This window comes from Streptomyces sp. NPDC055239 (genome assembly GCF_053606205.1).
In genome coordinates this window covers 21191-45522 of the sequence record NZ_JBSGRD010000025.1, presented here as the reverse complement: position 1 = coordinate 45522, position 24332 = coordinate 21191, and the positions used below count along the sequence as shown (strand labels likewise).

Annotated in this window: 10 protein-coding genes and 6 pseudogenes; 5 read left to right on the top strand and 11 right to left on the bottom strand. The window is 67.1% G+C overall.

All coding sequences use genetic code 11. The annotated features are described in order from the left end of the window. Positions 1-18: 18 nt before the first annotated feature. Both ACWFRJ_RS43470 and ACWFRJ_RS43465 read right to left on the bottom strand, forming a co-directional pair. A complete protein-coding gene (locus tag ACWFRJ_RS43470) occupies positions 19-11877 on the bottom strand; it encodes a type I polyketide synthase (RefSeq protein WP_453544422.1) in 11859 nt (3952 codons plus the stop codon). A gap of 505 nt (positions 11878-12382) precedes the next feature. Beyond that, positions 12383-13200: pseudogene (locus ACWFRJ_RS43465) on the bottom strand (IS5 family transposase). A 166-nt stretch (positions 13201-13366) separates the two neighbouring features. Here ACWFRJ_RS43465 and ACWFRJ_RS43460 point away from each other — a divergent pair. Beyond that, a pseudogene (locus ACWFRJ_RS43460) lies at positions 13367-13612 on the top strand (transposase); the annotation flags it as partial. 76 nt (positions 13613-13688) lie between these two features. Here the strand turns inward: ACWFRJ_RS43460 and ACWFRJ_RS43455 are convergent. The 4 genes and pseudogenes from ACWFRJ_RS43455 to ACWFRJ_RS43440 all read right to left on the bottom strand — a co-directional run. Next, positions 13689-13838, bottom strand: a pseudogene (locus tag ACWFRJ_RS43455) (transposase); the annotation flags it as partial. 339 nt (positions 13839-14177) lie between these two features. After that, positions 14178-15251 (bottom strand): polyprenyl synthetase family protein, encoded by a 1074-nt coding sequence (locus ACWFRJ_RS43450; RefSeq protein WP_453544420.1) that lies wholly within the window; start codon positions 15249-15251, stop codon positions 14178-14180. Positions 15252-15633: 382 nt separating this feature from the next. Further along, positions 15634-15860, bottom strand: a pseudogene (locus ACWFRJ_RS43445) (integrase core domain-containing protein); the annotation flags it as partial. A gap of 87 nt (positions 15861-15947) precedes the next feature. Further along, positions 15948-17017, bottom strand: a pseudogene (locus ACWFRJ_RS43440) (integrase core domain-containing protein); the annotation flags it as partial. Positions 17018-17840: 823 nt separating this feature from the next. Here ACWFRJ_RS43440 and ACWFRJ_RS43435 point away from each other — a divergent pair. Beyond that, positions 17841-18098 carry an integrase core domain-containing protein gene (locus tag ACWFRJ_RS43435; protein ID WP_453544418.1) on the top strand — a complete coding sequence of 86 codons (258 nt, stop codon included), beginning with the start codon at positions 17841-17843 and terminating at the stop codon, positions 18096-18098. Here the strand turns inward: ACWFRJ_RS43435 and ACWFRJ_RS43430 are convergent. Then, positions 17997-18302: a hypothetical protein gene (locus ACWFRJ_RS43430; protein WP_453544416.1), complete on the bottom strand. Its 306-nt coding sequence runs from the start codon at positions 18300-18302 to the stop codon at positions 17997-17999. The two genes, ACWFRJ_RS43435 and ACWFRJ_RS43430, sit on opposite strands and share 102 nt — an antisense overlap. A gap of 31 nt (positions 18303-18333) precedes the next feature. After that, entirely contained in the window at positions 18334-18729 is a 396-nt protein-coding gene (locus ACWFRJ_RS43425) for a hypothetical protein (protein WP_453544414.1), read from the bottom strand. A 959-nt stretch (positions 18730-19688) separates the two neighbouring features. On the opposite strand from ACWFRJ_RS43425, the pseudogene ACWFRJ_RS43420 reads away from it, so the two are divergent. Continuing rightward, positions 19689-19861 (top strand): annotated as a pseudogene (locus ACWFRJ_RS43420) (helix-turn-helix domain-containing protein); the annotation flags it as partial. Between the two features lie 187 nt (positions 19862-20048). On the opposite strand, the gene ACWFRJ_RS43415 reads toward ACWFRJ_RS43420, so the two are convergent. Both ACWFRJ_RS43415 and ACWFRJ_RS43410 read right to left on the bottom strand, forming a co-directional pair. Beyond that, positions 20049-20378: a transposase gene (locus ACWFRJ_RS43415; RefSeq protein WP_453544412.1), complete on the bottom strand. Its 330-nt coding sequence runs from the start codon at positions 20376-20378 to the stop codon at positions 20049-20051. A 98-nt stretch (positions 20379-20476) separates the two neighbouring features. Further along, positions 20477-20683, bottom strand: a complete 207-nt coding sequence (locus ACWFRJ_RS43410; protein ID WP_453544410.1) for a transposase — start codon at positions 20681-20683, stop codon at positions 20477-20479. Between the two features lie 45 nt (positions 20684-20728). Between ACWFRJ_RS43410 and ACWFRJ_RS43405 the strand changes: the two genes are divergently transcribed. Next, a complete protein-coding gene (locus ACWFRJ_RS43405; protein WP_453544408.1) occupies positions 20729-20938 on the top strand; it encodes a hypothetical protein in 210 nt (69 codons plus the stop codon). A 44-nt stretch (positions 20939-20982) separates the two neighbouring features. Here the strand turns inward: ACWFRJ_RS43405 and ACWFRJ_RS43400 are convergent, their stop codons facing one another. Continuing rightward, a complete protein-coding gene (locus ACWFRJ_RS43400; RefSeq protein WP_453544406.1) occupies positions 20983-23121 on the bottom strand; it encodes a hypothetical protein in 2139 nt (712 codons plus the stop codon). Between ACWFRJ_RS43400 and ACWFRJ_RS43395 the strand changes: the two genes are divergently transcribed. Further along, the gene (locus ACWFRJ_RS43395; protein WP_453544404.1) at positions 23072-24283 is read left to right on the top strand and encodes an FAD-dependent monooxygenase; all 1212 of its coding nucleotides are present in this window, start codon (positions 23072-23074) and stop codon (positions 24281-24283) included. The genes ACWFRJ_RS43400 and ACWFRJ_RS43395 overlap by 50 nt on opposite strands. Positions 24284-24332 lie beyond the last annotated feature (49 nt).

The following is a 24332-nucleotide window of genomic DNA, read 5'->3' as shown; positions in this document are numbered from 1 at the left end:
TTCGGCCCCTCTTCGCTTCTAGTCGTGATGGTCGGCGCGGTGGTCGCTCTGTTGGGTGCCGTTGTCGATGAAGGCGAACAGTTCGTCGGCGGTGGCAGCCTCAAGGTCGGCCCCGGAATGCGTCCCCTGTGGGGCCTGCGTGACTCCTGCGATCCTCGCTAGAAGGGCTTTGAGTCTGGCTTCGATGGTGCCGCGTTCGGTCTGGCTTCCGGAGAATTCAGCCAGCGCGGATTGGAGTTTGTCGAGTTCGGTGTCCCACGATGGTGAGTCGGACGTCGGGACCGCCATCTCCGTGCGCAGGTACTCGGCTATTCCGGCTGCAGTGGGGAAGTTGAAGGTCAGTGTGTTCGACAGCTCCAGCCCGGTCACGGAACGCAGGCGCTTGGTAAGGGAGATGGCGCCCAGCGAGTCCATGCCGAGGTCTTTGAGGGGTTGTTCGGTGGGGACGTCGTCGGGGGTTGCGTAGCGGAGCACGGCCGCTGACTCACCTCGTACCAGGTTGGTCAGGTAGTCCCGCTGCTCGTTCAAGGAAAGACCGGCGAGTGATTCCCGCACCGTAAGGGCGTCGTCCGGCGATGCGGGATCCTGGACCGTGGACAGGGTTGTGCGGTCGCGCGGCGAGTCGGTCGGGGATGCAGCCGTGGCACCCGCATGCCAGGAGGCAAGGGCCGGGATCAGTTCGGCGAGGGTGTTGTCGGAGGTCAGGCCGGCGCCGATGGCGGCGCCCAGCGCGGCGATGTCGTGGTTCTCCACCGCCGACCAGAACTGCCCCGTGAACTCCTGAGGGATCGTTGCGGGCGGCGGGGAACCGGCTGTGGCCTCAAGCCAGTACCGCTGATGCTCGAAGGGGTAGGTGGGTACGTCGGGCTGAACGGCGCACTGTGGGGGGAGCAGCGCGTTCCAGTTCACCTTCGTCATGCCGGTGACGTGGGCCTCGGCCACCGCCGTTGCGAGGGTGCCGGTCTGCGGTTGTCCTCGTCGTTGGGTGGCGATGGTCAGGGGTGCTGCGGGTTGCCCGGCGAGGGCTTCCTGGGCCATGGCCGACAGGACGGCGTCGGGGCCGACTTCCAGATACTGGTTGACACCCTCGGTGTGCAGGTAGCGGATGCCGTTGTAGAACTGGACCGGCTTGCCGATGTGAGCGGCCCAGTAGTCCGGCGACGATGCTTCGTCTGCGGTGAGAACACGGCCCGTGACGTTGGAAATGATGGGGATGCGGGGCGCAGCGAAGCTGAGGGGCGCGGCGATCGCATGGAATTCCTCGGCGACGGCTGCCATATGGTGGGAATGGAAGGCCCGGCTCACCTTCAGGCGGTGCGTTGCGTAGCCGCGGGACTTCAGTGTCCCGGCAAGGTGCAGCACAGGTTCTACGTCGCCGGACAGGACGACGGATGCAGGTCCGTTGACGGCGGCCAGGGCAACGCTGCCACCGCGGTCCTGGACCAGCGGCGCGATCTCCTCCTCCGGTGCGGCAACCGCGACCATGGCACCGCCTGGGCACAGGGTTTGCATCAGCCGGCCTCGCGCCGCCACCAGGATGGCTGCGTCCTCCAGGGTCAGGACCCCTGCGACGTGTGCGGCCACGAGTTCGCCGAGCGAGTGCCCCATAAGGTAGTCGGGCTTCACTCCCCAGGACTCGAGGAGTCGGAAAAGAGCCACCTCGAAAGCGAAGAGCGCAATCTGGGTGTAGTGGGTTTCATTCAGCAGCCGGGCGTTCTCTGTCCCGCGCGGTGCGAACATGACCTCGCGCAGTGGACGCTTCAGTACCGGGTCGACGGTGGTACACACCGCGTCGATGACCTGAGCGAAGACAGGGAAGACTCGGTGCAGCTCGTGGCCCATGCCTGCCTGCTGGCCGCCCTGACCGGTGAACAGACACGCGTACTTAGTACTGTCACCGCTGATTCCTTGGACGACCGCCGCTGTTGGCCTGCCCTCGGCAAGCGCTTCGAGCCCATGACGCACCTGTGCGATATCGGATCCGAGCACAACAGCCCGGTGATCGAACACGTGGCGGGCCGTCGCGAGCGTGAACGCCAGGTCCGCCGGCCGGTCATTCGCCGCAGGGTTGCCGAGGTGTTCATGAAGCCGCCTGGCGAAGCCCTTGAGTGCGGCACCGCTTCGGGCCGACAAGGGAAGCGCCAGCACATCACCGGGCAGACTTGATCGCTGCCGGCTGTCCTCGGGCGGTTCACCCGAGGCTGGGGATGTGACCTCGTCGGGGGCCTCAAGGATCACGTGGGCGTTGGTGCCGCTGATGCCGAAGGACGACACGCCGCACCGCCGTGGCCGTCCCGTTGCCGGCCACGGCACGGATTCGGTCAGCAGTTCCGCGGTACCGGGGGCCCAGTCCACGTGCGGGGAGGGGGCGTCGACGTGGAGGGTCTTCGGAGCGGTTCCGTGGCGCATCGCCATGGCCATCTTGATGACTCCGGCGACACCGGCGGCGGCCTGTGTGTGGCCGATGTTCGACTTCAGCGATCCCAGGTAGAGCGGGAGCACTCCGCCTTCCGCGCGTGCCAGCCGCTCCTGCCCGTACGTGGCCAGGAGCGCTGTGGCCTCAATGGGGTCCCCGAGCGTGGTGCCGGTGCCGTGTGCTTCGACCACATCCACGTCCGCGGCGGTCAGTTGGGCATCGGCCAGAGCGGCCCCGATGACCTTCTGCTGGGCCGGGCCGTTGGGAGCGGTCAACCCGTTGCTGGACCCGTCCTGGTTCACGGCTGTTCCGCGGATGACCGCCCACACGCGGTGCCCCCGTCGCCGGGCGTCCGACAGCCGCTCCAAAACGAGCAGCCCCGCACCTTCACCAAAGCCGGTTCCGTCCGCTGCCGCGGCGAAGGCCTTGCACCGGCCGTCCGCCGACAGGCCCTGCTGCCTGGAGAACTCAACAAGCGTCCGCGGCGTGGACATCACCGTCACCCCGCCCGCCAAGGCCATGGAACATTCACCTGTGCGCAGGGATCCCACAGCCAGGTGCATCGCCACCAACGATGAGGAGCAGGCGGTGTCCACCGTCAGTGCGGGCCCTGACAGACCGAACTGGTACGAGACACGACCGGACAGCACGCTTCCAGCGGTTCCGGTCATCGAGCTGCCCTCGAGATCGGCCGGCAGGTCGCCCAGGGCGGGCCCGTAGTCATTGCGCATGGCGCCGATGAACACCCCGGTCGCGGTGTCGCGCAGGGATTCGACATCGATACCCGCGTGCTCGAACGCCTCCCATGCGACCTCAAGCGAGAGCCGCTGCTGAGGCTCCATCGTCAGAGCCTCGCGCGGTGATATCCCGAAGAACGCCGCATCGAACCCGCCCACGTCCGTCAGGAAGCTGCCGTACTTGGTCCGTACGGTGCCGGTCTGGTCCGGATCGCTGTCGTGGAGCGCATCGAGATCCCATCCCCGGTCGACGGGGAACGGTGCCAGGGCGTCTTGGCCGCGGGCCACGAGATCCCACAGGCCGCTGGGCGTGTTCGCGCCGCCGGGCAGCCTGCACGCCATGCCCACGATCGCGATCGGATCCTGCGGTGCGGACTCTTCCTCGGGCAGTGCGTTGGCAGCTGTCGGCTCCGCTGTGTTTCCGGTGAGCTGGGTCACCAGGTACTCGGCCATGGTCCGCGGCGTCGGGTGGTCGAACACGATCGTCACCGGGAAGCGATGCCCGGTTTCGGCGACGAGCCGGTTGCGGAACTGCACCGACGTCAATGAGTCGAAACCGAGCGCCTTGAATGCCCGACCGGCGTCAACCGTGGACGCCGACGAGTGCCCGAGTACGGATGCCGCGGTGGCGCGGACGAGATCCAACACCAGCTCCGTCCGCTGCTCCTGGGGCAGCGGGGCCAGCCTCGACTCCCAGGAGCGATCGGCCTGTGCAGTGCTTGCGGCTCGCCGGGCCGGTAGCCGCACGAGACCGCGCAGCAGCGCGGGGAGGCTGCCTGCGGCAGCCAGCGCGCGTAGCGCAGGCAGGTCAAGCAGGGCGGGAACCACGTGGGGTTGACCGGTCCGCAGGGCGGCGTCGAACAGGCGCAGCCCCAGTTCGGTCGGCATCGCCGCGATGCCGCCGCGCGACATCCGACCCCGGTCGGCCTCGTCGAGATGTGCGGTCATCCCGCTCTCGTGCGCCCATAGGCCCCAGGACAGGCTTGTCGCTGCCTGGCCCTGGGACCGGCGCAGGGCGGCAAGGCCATCGAGGTAGCCGTTGGCGCAGGTGTAGTTGCCTTGTCCGGCACTGCCCAGGGTCGCTGTGACCGACGAGAAGAGCACGAACGCCGCGAGGTCGATCTCAGCGGTGAGCTCGTGCAAGATCCGCGCCCCGTCGGCCTTGGGCCAGTACACGCCATCGAGCCGGGACGGTGTCAGTGAACCGAACACAGTGTCGTCCAGCACCCCGGCCGTGTGGATGACGGCCTGCAAGGGCCGGTCATCCGGTATGGACGCGAGGACGCCGGCCATCTGGTCACGGTCGCCGACATCGCAGGCCACGACGGTCAAATGCGCCCCGATCTCCTCGGCCAGGCTGTCAGCCCCGGGGGCGTTGGCGCCCCGGCGGCTGAGCAGGAGCAGGTTCCTCACTCCGTACGCCGTCGCCAGGTGTCGGGCGATCAGGCGGCCCAGACCACCGGTGCCACCGGTGATCAGGACTGTCTTGTCGGGGTCAAGAGCGAGCTGTTCGCCCGTGGTTGGCAGGGTCCGCAGCCGGGCTGTGTGAACGGTCTGACCGCGGACCGCTAGCTGTGGCTCGTTCAGTGCCACGGCCGCCGCGATGAGCGCAGCGACCGACAGGTCGGGCGAGGGCGCATAGGTCGTGCTCTTTCCGTCACCGGTGTCGACCACGGTGGTGAAGGGCTCGGGAAGAGGGGCGCTGCTGGACGGTGCCCGTACAGGTGTGGCCTTGGGCCCGGAGTCGTCGTGAACCGTCGATACCGGCCCCGGTATCTGGTCCAGGGGGAGATCGACCAGCGTGAGCAGGCCAGGGTTCTCGGCTTGAGCGGTGCGTATGAGGCCCCAGATCGCGGCGGCCTCTGGCGAGACCGCTTCTCCCGGGGAGACGGCCACTGCCCCGTGTGTGACGATGGCGAGGTGCCGCCCCTGTGGGCCCTCGGACGCCAGCCACGACTGAACCTGGGCCAGCACGGCGTGAAGAGATGCCGCTGGTTGCGTGGAATCGGCGTCGGCCACCGCCGGCCGGGTGTTATCACCGGGTCGCCCGACTGACGGGCTCTTGAGTCCCTCGTTGTCCAGGGGCGCGCCGTTGTCCAGGGGCGAGCCGTTGACTGTGGGGCTCGATTCTTCCGCGGCTGCGTTGTCCGCGGCGCCCGTGACAGAGATCGGCGTCACCTCGTTCGGGCGGGTGCCGGCTCGCCCGCGCTTCTTGCCGGAGGCGGTGAGCCCTGGGGTTGAGCTGGGGTGGACGCAGGTCAGGACGGTGAGATCGGGCAGGGCCGGGGCAGTGGGGAGGGTGGTGGGGGTCCAGGCGACGGCGTAGAGCGGATCGGTGGTCGCGGCCGCGGTGAGGTCGCTGGGAGCTGGGCGCAGAGCCAAGGACTCCACCGTGGCGACGAGCCCGCCGGCCGGGTCAGTCATGGTGAGGGCGACACCGGCCGAAGTACTGGTGATATGGGCGCGCAAGGATGTCGCGCCGACGGCGTGCAGGCGCACGCCGGTCCAGGCGAACGGCAGTCGGGGGCCCCCGGCCGGAGTGGGGCCGGTCAGGGCCACGATGGGGTGCAGGACCGCGTCGAGCAGGGCCGGGTGGATGCCGAAGGAGTCTGCTTCGCCTTCGGGCAGGCGCACTTCAGCGAAGATGTCATCGCCGCGGCGCCAGGCCGCGTGCAGGCCCTGAAAGGCGGGTCCATAAGCGTATCCGGCGGCCAGCAGGTGGGGGTACACGCTGGTGACGTCGACGGGCACGGCGTCGGCAGGCGGCCACGGCTCGCTCGGGGCGGAGGCCGGAGCCGTTGCAGGGGACAGACTGCCGAAGGCATGCCGGGTCCAGGTCGCGTCCGGCACGGCGGACGGTCGGGAGTAGATGCTCAGGGTGCAACTGCCCTGCGAATCGGGAGCGCTCACGGCCGCCTGCACGTCCACGGCCGCACGCTCACCCAGCACCAGCGGGGCCTCAAGCGTCAATTCGTCGAGCGAGCCGGCGCCCAACCGGGCACCGGCGTGGAGGGCGATCTCGACGAACGCGGTGCCGGGCAGCAGCACCGTGTCCAGCACGCAGTGGTCCGCCAGCCAGGGGTGGGTGCGCAGGTCCAGCCGTCCCGTCAGGAGGAGCCCGTCTCCGTCCGCCCGCTCCAGGGCTGCCCCGAGCAGGGGGTGCTCGGCCTCGGACAACCCGGCCGGTCCAAGGCTCCCGGGGGCGGTCTTCGGGGTCAGCCAGTAGGACTCGCGTTGGAACGGATAGGTAGTCAGGGCGGCCGGTTCGGCGTCGGGTGTATGCCACTCGACGTAGCCGCCGTGCGCCCAGACCTCGCCGAGCGCCGTCAGGAACTGCTCCAGGCCGCCGTGGTCGCGTCGCAGTGTCCCGATGACGATGCCGTCCTCCACGGTGTCCTGAACGGCTCCGGTGAGAATCGGGTGCGGGCTGACCTCGACGAACGTTGTGTACTCCGATAGCCCGGCGATGGTGGGTGCGAAGTGGACGGTCTGGCGAAGGTTGCGGTACCAGTAGTCCGCGTCGAAGGTGACCTGCCCACCGACTGTCGAGTGGAACTCGATCGCCGGGGTTCGCGGGCTCAGACCGTCCAGGTCGTGCAGCAGGGTTGCGTGGATCTCCTCGACGTAGTGCGAGTGTGAGGCGTAGTCCACCGGGATGCGCCGGGCTCGTTCATAGGTGGCGTGGAACTCGTCGAGCGCTGCCACCTCGCCGGAGATGACCGTCGCCTGGGGGCCGTTGATCGTGGCGATCGAGATCCGGCCGGCCCATGGTTCGATGAGCCGCGCCGTCTCGTCGGCTGAGGCAGGAACGGCCGTCATCCCACCGTGTCCGGCCAGCGTCGTGATGGCTTTGCTGCGCAGCGCCACTACCTTGGCGGCATCGTCGAGAGACAGGGCGCCGGCGACGTAGGCGGCGGCAATTTCGCCCTGGGAGTGGCCGACCACCCCGTCGGGCACCACGCCGTGGTGCCGCCACAGGGCGGTGAGCGAGACCATCATGGCGAACAGTGCCGGTTGGACCACGTCGACTCGCTCCAGGCCGGTGCCGTGGCGCAAGGTGTCGTGCAGGTCCCAGCCGATGTACGGCGCCAGGGCGGTCGCGCACTCCTCGACGGCGTCGGCGAATACGGGGGAGGTGTCCAGGAGGGAGGCGGCCATGGCGACCCACTGAGCACCCTGGCCCGGGTAGACGAATACGGTCTTGCCCGGCGGACGGGTCTCCGTGCAGGCCGGCGCGGCCAGGCCGGCGAGCAGTCCCTCCTGGTCGGCGGCGACCACTACGGACCGGTGTTCAAATGCGGTGCGGCGCGTCAGCGTCTGCGCTATCGAGGCGACCGAGGTAAACGGTGCCTTTGCCACCCAGCTCGCCAGGTTGCGCAACGCGTCAGGCGATCGTGCCGCCAGAGGCACCGCCACGGCCGCGGAGGGGGTGGGCGCCGCGGGTTGTGCAGCGGGGGAGACACCCGGGTAGGACTCGATGATCATGTGGGCGTTGGTGCCGGATATCCCGAAGGAGGAGACCGCGGCGCGGCGCGGCCGGTCGAGCATCGGCCAAGGGCGGGCCTTGGTCAACAGGGCCATCTGCCCCGAGGACCAGTCAATGTGTGGGGAGGGTGCGGCGGCGTGCAGCGTTGGCGGGAGGGTGCCGTGCCGCAGGGCGGACACCATCTTGATGACCCCGCCAACCCCGGCGGCCGCCTGGGTGTGGCCGATGTTGGACTTGAGCGATCCGATCCACAGGGGATTGTCCGCGGAGTGTGCCTGGCCGTAGGTGTTGAGCAGCGCCTGAGCCTCGATCGGGTCGCCCAATACGGTGCCGGTCCCGTGGGCCTCCACGACATCCACATCAGCGGGACGCAGCCCACCCTGCGCCAGAGCCTGCCGAATCACCCGCTCCTGGGAGGGGCCGTTGGGTGCGGTGAGGCCATTGGAGGCGCCGTCCTGGTTGACGGCTGATCCGCGGACCACGGCCAGCACCGGATGTCCGTGGGTGACGGCGTCCGAGAGCCGTTCGAGTAGGACCAGACCCGAGCCCTCGGCCCAACCGGTGCCGTCCGCGTCCGCTCCGAACGCCTTGCAGCGGCCATCGCGGGAAAGCCCGCGCTGGCGGCTGAACTCGACGAACATGCCCGGGCTGGACATCACAGCAACACCGCCGGCAAGCGCCATCGTGCATTCGCCCTGCCGCAGAGCCTGCACGGCAAGGTGCATCGCCACCAAGGACGACGAGCAGGCGGTGTCGATGGTGAGGGCCGGTCCCTCCAGTCCCAGCGTGTAGGCGATCCGCCCGGAGGCCACGCTGGTGGTCGATCCGGTAAGCAGGTACCCATCGAAGCCGTCGGCCGCCTCGTGCAGTTGCGGCCCGTAGTCCTGTGCCATGGCGCCCGCGAAGACGCCAATCCGTTTGCCGCGCAACGACCGCGGATCGATCCCGGCTCGCTCCAACGCCTCCCAGGAGTTCTCCAGCAGCAGTCGCTGCTGGGGGTCCATGGCGGTGGCCTCCCGGGGGCTGATTCCGAAGAACGACGCATCGAACGTGTTCGCGTCGTGCAGGAAGCCGCCCTTGGTCGTGTAGGTGTGCCCGGCCCGGTCCTGATCGGCGTCGAACAGGGCGTCGATATCCCAGCCGCGGTTGACGGGGAAGTCGCTGATCGCATCGACGCCCTTGGAGACGATGCTCCACAACTTCTCCGGGGTGTCCGCCTCACCGGGGTAACGGCAGCTCATCGCCACAATGGCCACCGGCTCTGCGGGCGCAGCCGGCGTCACGTCCTCCTCGGAGGCGGCCTCGCTGCCTCCGGCCAGGTACCGGGCGAGCATCGCCGGGGTGGGGTAGTCGAAGATCAGTGTCGGGCTCAGCCGCATCTCTGTCGACGCTTGCAGCTTGCCGCGTAGTTGCACGGCACTGATGCTGTCGAAACCCAGGTCGCGGAAGGGTGTCTCGGGGTCGATCGCGTCGGCGCCCGTGTGCCCCAGGACGATCGCGGCCGTGGTGCGCACGAGTTCGAGCATGGACCGATCGGAGCGGACAGGTATCGCCGTAGCGGGCTGGGCGGCCGGCAGCTCGGCCGGCACGAATGCGGCCGCGGCGTCAAACCAGTGACGTTCGCGGTCGAAGGCATACGTAGGGAGGTCCACGGTCTGCGCCGATGGCGGAGCGAAGACCGAGCGCCAGTCGGCCGCACCGCCGGTCACCCACAGCTGGGCGAGTGCCGACCGCACCGACTGGTCCTCCGCACGCTGGGCCTGCAGTACCGACACCACCTCGGCCGGCCCATCCACCAGGGCGGCGGTGACCATGGGCCCCAGGGCCGGGTCGGGCCCCAGTTCGAGGAAGCGCACGGCTCCCGCTGCCCGCAGAGTCTGCACGCCAGCGGCGAACCTGACCGTGCCGCGCATGTGCCGCACCCAGTAGTCGGCTGTGCAGAGTTCATCCCCATCCAGCTCACCGGACACATTGGACACGATCGGAAGGCTCGGTGGACGGTAGGTCAGCGCCTCGGCCACTGCACGGAACTCATCCAGGATCGGGTTGAGGTGAGAGGAGTGGAAAGCATGTGAGACGCGTAACTGCCGGATGCGGCGGCCGCGCTTCTTCCAGCGCGCACCCATCGACATCACAGAGTCATGATCTCCCGAGACGACGATCGCGTTCGGAGCGTTGACGGCGGCCAGGTCGACGCCGTCCGTGAGCGTCGGGCCCACCTCTTCCTCGGTGGCCTCGATGGCCATCATCGCGCCACCCGCATACGCGCTCTCCATCAGGCGGCCCCGCGCCACGACCAGGGTGCAGGCGTCGGCCAAAGACAGCACGCCGGCTACGTGGGCGGCGGCGATCTCTCCGATCGAGTGACCGATGAGCAGGTCCACCTGGACACCATGGGACCGCATCAACCGGTAGAGGGCCACCTCCAGCGCGAACAGAGCGGGCTGGGTGAAAGCAGTGCGGTCAAGCCGCTGCGCGTCAGCGTCGCCTTCACCGAACATCACGTCCAACAACGGGAAGTCGATATGCGAGGCAATCTCGTCGAGCGCGGCCTTGAACACGGGTTCGGTGCGGTAAAGCTCGCGCCCAGCGCCCAAACGCTGACTTCCCTGTCCGGTGAACATGACGGCCGTGCGGCCCTGCGCCACGGTCCCGGTGACCACGTTGCCGCTCGGCTCGCCCTCTGCCAAGGCTGTCAGCGCCTCGATGCCGGCGCCGAGCACGACTGCCCGGTGCTCGAAGTGGGTCCGCGTGGTGATCAGTGACAGCGCCAGATTGGCCGGGTCGTTGGACTCCACCACACGGGCCAGGCGAGCAGCCTGGCCCCGTAACGCCTGAAGGCTGCGGGCGCTCAGCGCGTACGCCGCCGCCTCCCCACCGGGCCGGGTACCGCCCTCATGCGACGGCCGACTGGTCGAACTGCGGCGAATTCGGCCTCCGGCGCTCCGAGCAGGGGCATTGCGCGCACTCGCGGGCGTGACCTGGTCCATGGTGTGCGGTCCAGTGAGGACCATGTGGCAGTTGGTGCCGCCCATGCCGAAGGAGCTCACGCCCGCGACAAGGCGGTCGGAGGGCCAGTCGGTCAGCTCGCGCTGTACTCGCAGGCCGAGTTCATCAAGGGGAATCGCTGGATTAGGGGTTGTGAAGTTGAGACTCGGCGGCAACTGGCGATGCTTGATGGCGAGGGCAGTTTTGAGCAGGCCCACCGTGCCTGCCGCACCTTCCAGGTGACCGATGTTGGTCTTCACCGAGCCCACCCACAACGGAGTGCCTCCAGCGCGGCCGGCTCCGAGTGCCTCACCCAGAGCTGCGGCCTCGACCGGGTCGCCCACGCGCGTACCCGTCCCGTGCAGTTCCACATAGTGGACGCTCGCGGGAGCGATTTTGGCCGCCGCATAGGCCTCACGCAGCAGTTGAGCCTGAGCCTCGGCACTCGGCACGGTCAGCCCCGGGGTGGCACCGTCGCTGTTGGCGGCGCTACCCCGGATCACGCAGTAGATCGGGTCACCGTCTGTCAACGCCTCATCGAGGGGTTTGAGCACCACAGCTGCGGCCCCCTCGCCGCGCACGTAGCCGTTGGCCCGTGCGTCGAAGGTGTAACAGCGCCCGTCGGGAGACAGTCCGCCGAACCGCTGCGCGGTCGCGGTACTCTCCGCGAGGATGTTCAGGTTCACCCCGCCCGCGACGGCCAGCGAGGACTCCCCCCGAACCAGACTCTGCACCGCCATGTGAACCGCTACCAGCCCCGACGACTGCGCCGAGTCGACGCTGAGAGAGGGACCGCTGAGATTCAGGGCGTAGGAGATTCGGTTGGCGGCAATGCTGCGATGCAGCCCCGTGATCGTGTGCGGCGTGAGTGCCGCGGTGCCATGCCTGTACACCAGGGTTGCGTAGTCGTCCCACATCGCGCCGACAAAGACGCCCGTCTTGGACCCGGCAAGGGTGCCGGGAACGATTCGCGCATCCTCCAGGGCCTCCCACGCGATCTCCAGCATCAGCCGTTGCTGGGGGTCGGTAGCGGCAGCCTCGTTGGGTGAGATGCGGAAGAAGGCGGCGTCGAAGCGATCGATGTCGTCGATGAATCCGCCCAGCCGGACACTTGGATCGGCTGAGTCCCATCGCCCAGCGGGTGCCTCGGTGACATGACTTTCCCCGGCGGACAGCACCCTCCAGAAGGCCCGTGGATCAGGCGCTCCTGGCAACCGGCATGCAATCCCGATCACGGCAATGGTGTTCATCGATTCAGTTACTCCATGTGGGGGGGGCTGGAATATCTGCATCCCTCGGCAAGCGCTCTGACGAGGACTGATCACCCTGTTGCATGCACACCTCATCACCAGGGGCACTCCAGTGGTGGGACCGGAGGGCCGACATCATTCCTTGTCAGAAGACCAATCACGCGCTGTGCGGGCAAGGCTTCACAGCATGCGGGTGCGTGAACGCGTTGAAAGCTTGTGACGTTGTGAACTCATCGCCGGGTCGCGGCAACCACTGGCACGCGTCACAGATGGCGTGCCAGTGCCGGGCAGGAGTGAATCCGCTTGCGAGAACGTGTCGGAAAACATGTCCATCGAGATCGGTCGATGGTTGCCTGTGTACCGGGGGCCTGCCACTGGACTCCAGAGTCCTGTATGCGCGCGAATGTCATGTGTGTTCAACGCTTTCAACATCCTTCACGGCGTGGGTTCGGCGACTACGAGGCCAGCCTCGACTGCGTTTCACTGGCTGTACCGCTTAGAGGTGCTAACAGAGGCGTTGGACGTGGCGGTAGGTGATCAGGCAGGCGGCGAGGCTGAGGAATGCTTCGTGGATGTCGTCGCGTCGTTCCCAGCGGATGCGTAGGCGGCGGAAGCCGTGCAGCCAGGAGTTCGTCCGTTCCACGACCCAGCGGAAGGTGCCCAGGCCGGTGCCGTGTGGCTGGCCGCGTTCGGCGATCGCTGGGCGGATGCCGCGGGCCCGCAGCAGACGCCGGTACTTGTCGTGGTCGTAGCCGTGGTCGGCGAAGAGCATGTCCGGCCGGCGCCGTGGTCGACCGACAAGACCGGCGACGGCCGGGATCTTGTCGAGCAGGGGCAGGAGTTGGGTGACGTCGTTGCGGTTGCCGCCGGTCAGTGACACTGCGAGCGGGATCCCCCGGCCGTTGGTGAAGACGTGGTGCTTGCTGCCCGGCCGGGCGCGGTCGACCGGGCTGGGCCCGCTTTTGGGCCTCGCCGAGCGGCCCGCACGTGCGAGGAATCGATCACCGCCCGCGACCAGTCCAACTGGTCCGCCGACCGCAGCTTCTTCAGCAGCGCGACGTGTAGTTGGTCCCAGACGCCGGCCTCGTTCCAGGCGGCCAGGCGCCGCCAGCACGTCATGCCCGAGCCGAAGCCCAACTCCTGCGGCAGGTACTCCTATTGGACGCCGGTGTAGAGCACGAACAAGATCCCGCACAACGCCTGCCGGTCCGGCACCTGCGGTCTGCCCTCGACCTTCTTCGGACCCGGCTGCGGCAGCAACGGAGCGATGAGCGACCACAGTTCGTCTGACACGACCCACGGCCGCGACGGACGGTTTCCCATAACCAAACCTACGAGACGGCAAGCCGACAGTCTCATGATCAGCAGCTTTTGTCAGAGCCAGTTAGAGGGCGATATGTGAAGTGATGCCACTTTCGTTGTCGCTGGAATGTGTGGCACAGGTGTATCGGGACTGATCGGGGAGCCCTATCGTGGTGGAGTGGTCCTCGTGAGCGACCGCCAGCCCTACAAGAGCGACTTATCCGATGAGCGGTGGGCCCTGATCGAGCCCGCCATCGTCTCCTGGACGGCTTAGCATGCCTCCGTCAGCGGCCACCAGGGTGCCTACGAGATGCGGGAGATCGTCAACGCCCTGCTCTACCAGTCCCGTACCGGCTGCCAGTGGGACTACCTCTCCCACGACCCGCCTCCGGTCGGGGCGGTGAAGAAGTGGCGTGACGACGGCACCGACCAGACCGGGCTGCCGAACGACGCATGGCGGACATCCCGTGCGGAAGCAGGTCCCACTGGCAGCCTGTGCGGCCCTGTTAAAGGAGCGCGTTGACGATCTCCCGCATCTCGTACCGGCCCTGGTGACCGCTGACCGAGCGGTGCGCGGCCTTCCACGTGGCGATCACCGGCTCGACCAGCGCCCACTGCGCATCGGACAGGTCGGTCTTGTAGGGCTTGCGTTCGTTCACAGTGCTTAGCCCAGCACGCCCGAGCCCGCCGACCGGCCGGGATACCGTGCTGCCACACGTTCAGGTCCCGGCAAATCACCTATGCACTTACATACCGCCCTCTTAGGTCAGTTCACGCAGTACCGCCTTCCTAGCTCTCGCCAGACGGGCGCTTCTCCTTCTGGTGTGATTCGCTGGCTCAGCTGCGCATGCACCTGTCCTACCGCAACGTACTGGCGTGAGCAGAGAGAAGACCCCAGGCCAGCGGGAGCGGACGGCCGCCTCCGCATCCAGGGTCCGCAGTACCGCCTCCCGATGGCCACCGGGCTGACGAAGGAGTGGCGCACCTGGCCTTGTGCGTCAGGTGAGCCTCCTGACGGCAGAGTCGGCAAGGCGGCGCAATGTGTCAGCGATCTCCGGCTCCAGCGGCGCCCGCTCCAGATGGCCGAGGGCCTGCTTGTGCCGCTCGGCGATCATGTCTTCAACGACGCGGTCGGCGCCGGTGGCAACGACAATGCGCCGGGCCGTTCCGGCCTGGTCATCAGTGAGGGTAGGACAGCCCAGAAGCTGCCGTAGCTGGTCGGCTTGGGTGCGGGAGGCACGCTGAAGAGTGAGGGCGATCAGGACGGTGGCCTTGCCTTCGCGTAGGTCGTCCAGGGCAGACTTCCCGGTGGCCTTGGGATCGCCAAAGACACCAAGATGGTCCTCCCGGAGCTGGAAGGCCTCGCTGAGTGGCAATGCGAAGGCGGACAGCGTCTGGCTCAGGTCGTTGTCGGCGCCGGCAAGGGCTGCCCCTAGAGACAAGGGGCGCTCAATGGTGTACTTAGCGGTCTTGTAGCGGGTCACAGCCAGGGCTGCATCGACAGCGCTCTGCTGGTGGACTGCGGCGATGAGGTCAAGGTACTGGCCCTGGATCACCTCGGTGCGCATTCGTTCCAGCAGCGGAAGGATGCGCGCCAGTTGTGCTGTGCTGGGGTTGCCCCGGTGGAGGAGCTCGTGGGACCAGATGAGGGCGAGGTCACCGATGAAGATGGCTGCTCCCTCTCCGAACCGGCCAGCCGCAGCGGATTTGTTGTGTTGCGCTGCCTGGGAACGGTGGATAGCTGGCCGGCCGCGGCGGGTATCGGACTGGTCTATGACGTCGTCATGAATGAGCGCGAAGGCGTGGAAGAGTTCCAGGGAAGCTGCCAGATGGTACGCGGTGCGCGGATCGTTGTGCGTGCCTGTGGCGTGCCAGCCCACCATGGCAAGGAGCGGCCGGATGCGTTTGCCGCCCGCGGCCAGGAAGTCCTTCAACGGAGCAGCAAGATCCGGAAGGTGAGCTTCATCGGCGGCCTCCTCGGACTTGGAAGTCAGGAAGTCCAATAGGACTTGGTCAACCGTTTCCTTGAGCCGGTCGAAGTCCAATGCGCGGACAGGGGGCTGGAGCGTCATGACGCGAACGTGGGCTGGAGCAACACACATGCATACTTGGGGAGGCCAGGGCCGGAGTTGTCGTTGCTCGACGGCGGACAAGCCGAGGAAGGCATGGAGATCACCTGCAGAATGAGTTGGTGAGTTATGTGGCTTTCCATGTGCCAAAGGACTGGCGGTGGCCGGGTTCTGGCAATGGGTGTACATCTATCAAGTACTCATTCGGGCGGAGGCGGAACCCGACCATACCGCTGAGAGCGTGAACGCGTTGAGCGCTTGCGGACCCACCCCGTGCCCAGCAGCCGCGGAGGAAGATGGTCGAACGGACATGAGACGACATCACGAGGCCAACTCACAGCAATCGCCTGACACAGAGTGAACCGCTCCGGGATTGGTGGAGTCTCTATGCGTTGACTCCGGCCGCTAGGCCGGGCTGGTGTTGAGCGTAGTAGTTAATCTCGTACTCGTGGGCGGGGTGTCGCCGGTCGCACAGTGGAGCCGTTGGTGATTGAACCAGTCGACCCATTCCGCGGTGGCGAGTTCGATGTCGGCGAGGCCACGCCAGGGCTTGCGGGGTTTGATCAGCTCCGTTTTGTAGAGGCCGATCTGGGATTTCATGAGTGCGTTGTCGAGGGCATCGAGCACGAGCTTGGTCCGCTTGCTCGTGGCCGAGAACCAACCGAGTGCGCCTGCCGAAAACCCCATCCGTGCAGTTGAAGCGGCATGTTGGTACTCGTGCAGAACTCCGCTGAGGCGATCTCTTCGGTGTACGTAGAGGTGGGTGATCTGTATGCGGGTGAATGGTTGCAGGGGTGCTGCCTGGTCTATCGCTTGGTGGGGCTGGTGGAGGTTGTAGTGCCGTTCGAACTGGCGTAGTGCAGATGGCGTTCGTTCCAGATGAGGGTGCGGTCCAGTAGTTCGTGGCGGCAGGTCTGGACCCAGCGTTCCATGATGGCGTTCATGCGCGGGATTCGTATGCCGGTGCGTACGACTTGGATGCCGATCTCGCTCAGGATGTCGTCGAAGAGGGCGGGGTACTTCGCGTCCCGGTCCCGGATCAGGTACGCGTCGGTGGCATTCGCATCCGTCAGGTCCATGGCCAGGTTGCGGGCGGCTTGACTGACCCAGGCCGCGCTGGGGTGGGCAGCGGTGCCGAGGATCCGGACGCGGCGGGTGGCGTGCTCAATGACGGCGAGGATGTACTGACGCCTGCCGGTCAGGGTGATGGCCTCGATGAAGTCGCAGGCCAGGAGGGCATCGGCTTGGGAGCGTAGGAAGTCGGCCCAGGTGGTGTCGGCCCGATCGGGCGCCGGGTCGATGCCTTCGGAGGTGAGGACTTCCCAGACGGTGGAGGCGGCGACTGGACGCTGAGGGTGGCGAGTTCGCCGTGCACCCTGGGGTAGCCCCACGAAGGGTTTTCCGGACCAGGCGCAGGACCAGTGCACGGATGGAGCGGACGGTGGATGGTTGGCCCGGCCTCGTCGGCCACAGGTGCGGGCATGGCGCCATTTGATCAGGTCGCGGTGCCAGCGCAGCGCGGTGTCGGGTTGGACCAGTAGCCGGAGCCGGCGCAGGACCTGACGGGGCAGGGGCACCAGCAGAGCGGTGAGGAACGCTCGGTCGCCAGAAGCGAGCTTCACGCGTTCCGTACCGAGCTGCCGATCCAGGACGGTGATCTGGTGGCGCAGGGCGAGGATTTCCGCGTCCTTGTCGCGGTCGCTCATTGGTAGCAGCCGCAATGCGGCTAACAGGTTGGTGACGGCCGGGTATGCGAGACGAAGCAGCACGAGTGCTCATCCTGCCGCACCACCCCGACCAGGCTTCTGAGCTTCATGGACGACATTTTCAGCAGGTGCAGGCTTTCCCTGCCGGTGAAGCCGCTCCAGATCTGGTCAAGCTTCATGCGTTCCCTTGCCCGCTCCTGGGTGGATGTGCTGGGCGGGGTGGATGGGGCCGTTTCCTCGCCATAGTGGGTTCGTTGCCTCAGGTATGGAACGAGGCGAGAAGGGTGACGGCGTCTTGGGCCCTGTCGTTCCGGCCGCGCTGTCAGATGTGTACTGGCTGATGGTTAACTCTCCCTCTCGGCCGCTTTGCGAGCGGTGTCGGCCGGAGCAGGCAAAGGACATCGTGCCGTGCGCCCGAAGGCGCCTCTCCAGCAGCGAAGAATGCGACGGTCCGGCCCGATGGCCCGTGTCGGGCGGGTACGGGGTGGCACGAACCGCGATACTGACGCTCGCGGCGGTCTCCATCGTCGCCGCGGTGTGGGCGACGGCTGTGACCGGAGGCTGAGCTCCCATCCGCCTCGGGTGCCTATCGTGGGTACCTTGCAGGACGGCTTCCCCTCAGCTGCGGACGATGTTCTTTGCCTGGGCCCTTCTGGCCTGCGTGATGCCGAAGACGGCCTTCACGCTCGCGACGAGTTCGCGGTAGCCACGAGCTACACCCCACCACAATCGTGCCTGCAGTTCGCTGTGTTCCGTCGCGGGGTGAACAACCAGGCCGCAGCGTTTTCCAGGCCGACCGCAGGGCTCAGACAGATTCGCCCAGACTCGATACGTCGACTCAGACGCCGTCCTCGCATCTGAGACCATCCAGGTAGTACTCACTCCCGTGCGGGCCCCGCGGGCGAACGCGTACATCGAGCGCTGGATCGGCGGATGCCGCCGCGACCTCCTCGACCGCACACTGATCACCAACGAACGGCACCTACGCACCGTACTGACCGCATACGAAAAGCACTGCAATACCCACCGCCCACACCGCGCCCTACGCCAAACAGCACGCCAAGGCCAGGGGGCGACGATCGAGCTGAGCGAAGCGGACCTTCTCGCGCAGCCAGTTCGCGACATCGCCTTCCTGTTCAAGTAGGAGTACGAGTTCCCGCAGCTCACCGAGAACGAAAACTCGCTGGCTCAGGGCCCGCTCGCTTTCCTTGATGGCCGGCCCAGTAAAACCGGATCGCGAGATGAACAGCGCGCGGACTTCCGAACGTCCGTAGACCCGAACCAGGTGGCGACTGCGACTCATCGCGTTGATCTCAACAGGCTCATCCCACCACTTGATCTCCACCACGTACTGAGACCCGTCCATTTCCAGCGCACCGTCAATCTGCTCGGCCGGATGCCCCCTCGCTGCGCAGTACAAAGGACTCCCTGATCAGGATCCCTTCGGTCTTGAACGCATCGTTCAGCACGCCTTCCAGGGCAGCGCCTATCCTCCGTGGGTCGACTTCGTGGAAGAGTTCGGCGAGTCGACCTCGAAGCGCTCGAAACTTCGCGCGCCGACGAGCCAGGCGCTCCAACTCTTCGGTGCGTGCCGCGAAACGAGCTGCTCGCTCCACGATGCGTTCCTGGCTCATCCGCGTGCAGGAATCTTTGGCGTTCACCAGGCTTCGCACGTTCGCCTGAAGCCCTTGAACTGGCAGCCGATCGTCCGGCCATAATGTGGAGAAGTCTTCGAACTCGACCGCCCGCTTGAGTACCTCTCTGCGAACCTCCAAGCCGACGTCGCCCTGCTCTTTGATCTGACTGAGTACGGTGCGAACGATCTTGTATTTGCTGATCGTTTATCTGTCCGCGGCGAGCTGTTGTCGGTGCGCCGCGAGCAATCCCTCACTGACGCCCGATCCGCGCAGGAATCCCAAAACTCCGTCCTCGCTTCGGCTTAGCCGTGGTACCAGCTCGATCAACAGCTCCAGCAGTTCGGAGGGCTAGTGATAGGCATCATCATGGGCCATTCGACATCTGCACCTTCCACGTCGAAGCCGCTTCGCAGGGGGCCGTCCGGCCCGAGCCGGATCCGAACAGCATGTCCTTCTATCCTGATTGTGCAGCGCGCGTCTCAACTCGACACGGGTTTCGCGCTATGGGCAGTGACCGACTCACGACACTGCTGGATTCCAGCAGTGCAGACGTTTCAGCACCCCACCAGCGAGATCTAGGAAGGCGGTATGGGAGGAGAGTAGGCGCTCGCCCCCCCCAGGCGGCTGGCGGAGTCTTCACGGATTCCATCGAGGACAAGTACTTGCAGCCCGCAGCAGCGCGATGGTAGCTAGTGCACATCGCCAAGACCGCTTTGATCACTCGACGCGGCCCGGAGTTCGGCCAGGCTTTCAGTGACGGCTGCGAGGAGACGCGTCAAACCGTCATGCTGAGGCGATAGTTGGTCGTACTCGTCGATCTCTGTCGGTGTCTAGGACGTGCCAGTGTCTTCCAACTCCGACAGACGCAGCTTGGCCATGGCTGTGCTGACGACAGCTCGGGACGTATTGAGGAGGCGGCCCGCGGATTCACTGGAGGCGTGCGCGACGAGGGTATCGAGTTCGTCGCCGGGGGCGGGGAGCGCCAGGATGCTGAGACTAATCCAATAGTCTCCCCAGAGACGGCGGCGCCGAGCCTCTGAGACGACGTCGTTCACCACATCGATGGAGACGGTCCGGGACCGGGGAACGGGACCTTGCGGGGCCGGCCGTGGGGCCTTCGGCTGGCCGAACGGGTGCTGGTGGTGGCCGCGTACTACCGCACGAACCTGACCATGCGGCAGTTGGCGCCGCTGTTCGGGATCTCCTCCTCGACCGTGTGCCGGGTGATTCAGCGGCTGGGCCGCTGCTGGCACTCGAGCCTGTGCCCCGGCCTGTCGACGCGGCGGATCGACGAGATGTCCGTTCTCAGATCCTCAGGATCCAGTGTCTCGTGTGTCCAGCAGCAAGGGTCAAGGCCCGCTGTCGAAGGCGAGGGGCCTGCCGCCTCGGGTGCCGCGGTTCTTGCGGTGCTTTTACTGGCCGAGGCGTTCGGGGATGGTGCGCTGGATGCCGCGTCGTCACAGGTAGCGGCGATTGACATGGGATGTGTAGGCCTTGTCGGCCAGGACGCGATGGGGGCGGATGCGTGGCCGGCCCACGCCGAAGCGGGGGACGCAAACTTTCTCCAGCACGGCCTCGAACTGCGGTGAGTCGCCACGCTGCCCGGCCGTCACCGCGATCGCTAGTGGATTTTGTCCCTGCTCGACAGCCAAGTGCAGCTTGGTGATGAACCCGCCGCGCGAGCGTCCCAGTCCGTGATCACGGGGCTCGGTGAAGACACCGCCGGGTGGTTCCTTTTGCAGTAGCCCCGTTTCCGGGTTCCGGCTGCATGCTGATGAGCGCGGCACACCGTGGAGTCGATGCTCAGGTCCTACACGAGCGCACCCTTCGCATCGGCCAGGGGTTGGAGCCGGGTGAGGAGCCGGTGCCAGGTGCCGTCCCGCTGTCAGCGGCGGAACGAGTCGTAGACCCGGGCCCACGGTCCGTACTCGACGGGCACGTCCCGCCACGGAACACCGGTCCTGACCCGAAACCGTATGCCGTCGATCAGCTGCCGCCGCGGCCAGAGGGGCGGCCGCCCCGCCTTCGTCCCCGTCGGCAACAACGGCGCCAGCACAGTCCACTGCGCATCCGTGAGATCTCCCCGCCCCATGAACCACGATCATTCACATGGACGACGCGTTGACGTAGGAGCTTGATGCCCGCACGGCGACTGATGGCGGACGGGGCAGTGGCGCAATGGGTCAACGGCAAGCAGCGGGCGCAGCTGGAAGCAGGAGCCCCCTACCTGGAAAACCCGAAAGGCTGCGCCGTGCTCACCGCTCACGCGCACCGCGCCGGCCCCGCTTCGCCCTGCCCCTCGCTGATCAGACGCACCACCGTGCCGCCCACCGCTCTCGCGGCTTGACAGACCGCATTAGAAATCAGTGGAAGGTGAGGCATGACGGATCATCATGCCCGCTCGGCGTAGGCCGCCGTCCATACCGCGAGGGCCCACAGAGGAAAGTAGTGACGGTAGTTGTCGTAGCGCAGGGCAAGCGTGCGGAAGGTGATCCCGGTGTAACCGCCTTGGGGATAGCTGCCGTCGGGAAGCTGGGCCTGCACGAGGAATCGGACCGCCGCCCGCGCGGCGACGCTCGTGGCCTGCCCCGCACCGCACAAGCCCAGAAGTGCCCAGGCAGTTTGGACGGGTTCGCCTTCGGGCGCGGGTGTGTAGCGGCGGGTGAGGCTCGTGTCGGGCGTCTCCGACCATGAACCGTCGGGCAGTTGAGTGTCGCGCAGGAACTGGGCGGCTCCTACGAGGGACGGGTGGTCCATGTCCAGTCCGGTCGCACGCAGTCCCTCGATGCCGAACCAAGTGCCGTACGTGAAGCAGATGCCCCAGGATCCTTCAAAGCTGCCGTCGGGACGTTGCGCATCGAGGAGGAAGGTGCGACCGGCCGCCGTGGCCTTGTCAATCCGGGGGCGCAGCATCGGCGGAAGGCCGTCCTTCAGGGTGTTGAGTGCCTTGAGGACGCTGGCCGTGCACTCTGTGTAGGACCGTTCGGTGACGCAGTCGTCGAAGACACGCATGGGATTGAGCCGGGCGAGCCAGCGCGGTCCGCGGACCGGTTCGTAACTCGACCACCCCCCGTCCCGATTCTGCCAGGTCAGCAACAGGTCCGCCGTGGCGTCGGCCGACACCGCCAAGTGTTGCGCGGCCGTCGCGGACGTGCTCGTATGCAGGGCTTCGAGGGCTTCGCCCGTGCAGTCACTAACCGCCCAGCCGTGCGCCCGAGTGGAGAAGGGCCAGCTGCCGGCGCGTCGGTCGCGGTGGAAGGTTCTTGCCTGGGGCAGATCGTCGGTCAGCTGGTTGGAGCACAGATACGCCTGAGCCTTGACCAGCGCGAGATCGACAGCATGCGGTCGAGTCCGTCCGGCCGCGGCGAGTGCCTGGGCGGCAAAGGCCGTGTCCCAAACTTGGGTGGAATCGCAGCCCTGTACGCCGATGCCGTGCCGGCCATGCCAGAGGTAGACCCGCATCCGGTCGAGGATCTCCTCGGCGTCAGCCGCGGACGGGTCTCGAAAGTGGTGCACGACAGCGGCGAGCGCAGCCACGCACATGTTCATGTAGAGGCCGTTGGTGTGCTGCCCGTCGTACTCCAGATGGGCCAGCACACGATCGACGGCCCGGCGACGCAGGAATCGCGGCACGCGGGGTTCGACGAGGCGCGCGACCGTGCCGCCGAGTCTTATGAGCATGGAGGCAGGTGCCAGATTGTCGCAGGAGGCGATCGTGGCACGGTGCTTGTGCCAGGGAATATACGCGTAGTCGCGTTCGTAGAGCTCGACGCGCAAGGCTTTGATCACGTCATCGGCCGGGACCGTGGCGCGGTGGGCGTAGAGCCAGGTCATGGGCAGCAGCTGCTGTCTGGCATGGCACAGGAGTTTGCTGGGGTGCAGGGGAAGACCACGGGGCAGAAGCCAGAGCTCGGGCAGCAGTGGGTCTAGACCACCGTAGTCGTACAGGCCCGTCAGGCAGAGCCAGAACTTGGTACAGGGAGCCGCGCGCAACGGACCGCCCTGACGGTGAATCCACCGGCGCATCGCCGTCATCCCCGGGTCGTCAGGGGACTCGCCGAGCAGGCGCAGGGCGGTGTACGTCAGCACGGTGCAGAACAAGGTGCCCGGGCCTTGCTCATACAGGCCGACGCTGCCGTCCGGGTTGCGGCGGTGACGCATGCCTTCGGCCAATCCGCGGACCTGGTCGCCGTCGAGCGGCGTCCGTGTGATCGAGTGGGCCAGGACGTACATCGGCGCCTGGCAGGTCATCCCGCTGAACTCGCCGCGCCAGCTCCCGTCTGCTTCCTGTCGGCCTGCCAGGGAAGCCGCAGCGGCCTGAAGCGCGTGCTGTGCGCTGCTGCGCAGTGCAGCCTGGTCATCCGCGCTCTGTGGCAAGGCACCCATCCCACCGCTCCCATCCGCGATGACTGCTGCGGTCGCGCGGCAGCCATAGATCCACCATTCTTCAAGGTAGGAAGGGCTGCAAGAGGAGCTTGCGATGCGCGTGGTCGTTGTTGGAGCAGGGCCGGCAGGCTGTGCCGCGGCCATCGCTAGCGCCCGCGCAGGGGCCGAGGTATGCGTGCTGGACAGCGGGGAACGCGGCCATGCACAGATGGCTGGCGAGTGGCTACACCCGGCCGGGGCCGACGCGCTCGCCAGGCTGGGCATCGGTCCGCCGAGCAGTGCCGTACGCAACAAAGGCCTTCTCGTCCACGTGGGCCCGCACGCTGAGCCGTTGGAGCTGCGCTACGCCCGCGGTCCCGCAGTGAGCATGCCGCACGCCAACCTCGTCAAGCATCTGCGGACGGCCGCAGCTCACCATGCCCACCTGGCCATTGGCCCTGAGTACCGGGTGCTGGCCGCAGACAGGAACGGCACCTTGACCACCGCCGCAGGCACCACCCGTACGGATCTCGTCGTCGGCGCCGACGGACGTGCCTCGGCGGTCCGCAGGGCCCTTGGCGACAACCGCCCGCCGACCGTGTCGCTGTCCCGCTTCGCCGGTTTCGTGGTGCGTGGAGCCGTGCTGCCCCGGGAGGGCTTCGGGCACGTATTCATGGGCGGGCCCGGCCCCGCACTGGCCTACCGCCTCGATGCGGACAGCATCCGGGTCTTCCTCGACGTCCCGCTCGGACAGCCCTCCGCTCCAGCCGTCTACGCCTTCCTGCGCCGGTACGTGCCCCAACTGCCGCACCCGCTCAGGGATCACTTGTCCGCCGAGATTGAGGCCCACCGTGTGCACTGGGCTGCCAACCGATTCCAGCGCCGGACCCGATACCGGCAAGGGCGGTGCATCTTCGTAGGCGACGCGGTCGGATACAGCCATCCGCTGGCTGCCCATGGCATGTCCGCAGCACTCCTGGACGGCGAGGCGCTGGGGCAGTGCCCCTCTCCCGCCGACTACGCCCGTCACCGCGCCGCCACATCATGGGTGAGCGAACAAGTCAGCGTTCTGGTCCACCGGGCCTTCTGCCGCAGGGACTCGGCGTCGATCGCCCTGCGCGACACCCTGTTCCGTACGTGGCGCTCCAGCCCTGCCGCCAGCGCACGGGCCATGGCCCTGCTCGGGATGCAGTCGACCACCCTGCACGCCTTCGGTACCGAATTCGCCCGGCTGACGGCCATGGGCCTGCGCACCGGTCACCCTCTCAGTACGCTGTCTTGGCTGGACGGGATGGTCCGGCCCCAACCGGCGCTCGCCCTCGCTTGAGAAGCAGGCGGCTGTTACAGTCCGACTTCCCAAGCTGGCGGTGCTGACC

What these genes read in the sequence shown, in the direction of transcription:
- ACWFRJ_RS43470 (WP_453544422.1), bottom strand. Translation starts at nt 11,877, where the DNA reads ATGAACACCATTGCCGTGATCGGGATTGCATGCCGGTTGCCAGGAGCG.
- ACWFRJ_RS43450 (WP_453544420.1), bottom strand. Translation starts at nt 15,251, where the DNA reads ATGACGCTCCAGCCCCCTGTCCGCGCATTGGACTTCGACCGGCTCAAG.
- ACWFRJ_RS43410 (WP_453544410.1), bottom strand. Translation starts at nt 20,683, where the DNA reads ATGGGGCGGGGAGATCTCACGGATGCGCAGTGGACTGTGCTGGCGCCG.
- ACWFRJ_RS43405 (WP_453544408.1), top strand. Translation starts at nt 20,729, where the DNA reads ATGCCCGCACGGCGACTGATGGCGGACGGGGCAGTGGCGCAATGGGTC.
- ACWFRJ_RS43395 (WP_453544404.1), top strand. Translation starts at nt 23,072, where the DNA reads ATGCGCGTGGTCGTTGTTGGAGCAGGGCCGGCAGGCTGTGCCGCGGCC.
- ACWFRJ_RS43400 (WP_453544406.1), bottom strand. Translation starts at nt 23,121, where the DNA reads ATGGCCGCGGCACAGCCTGCCGGCCCTGCTCCAACAACGACCACGCGC.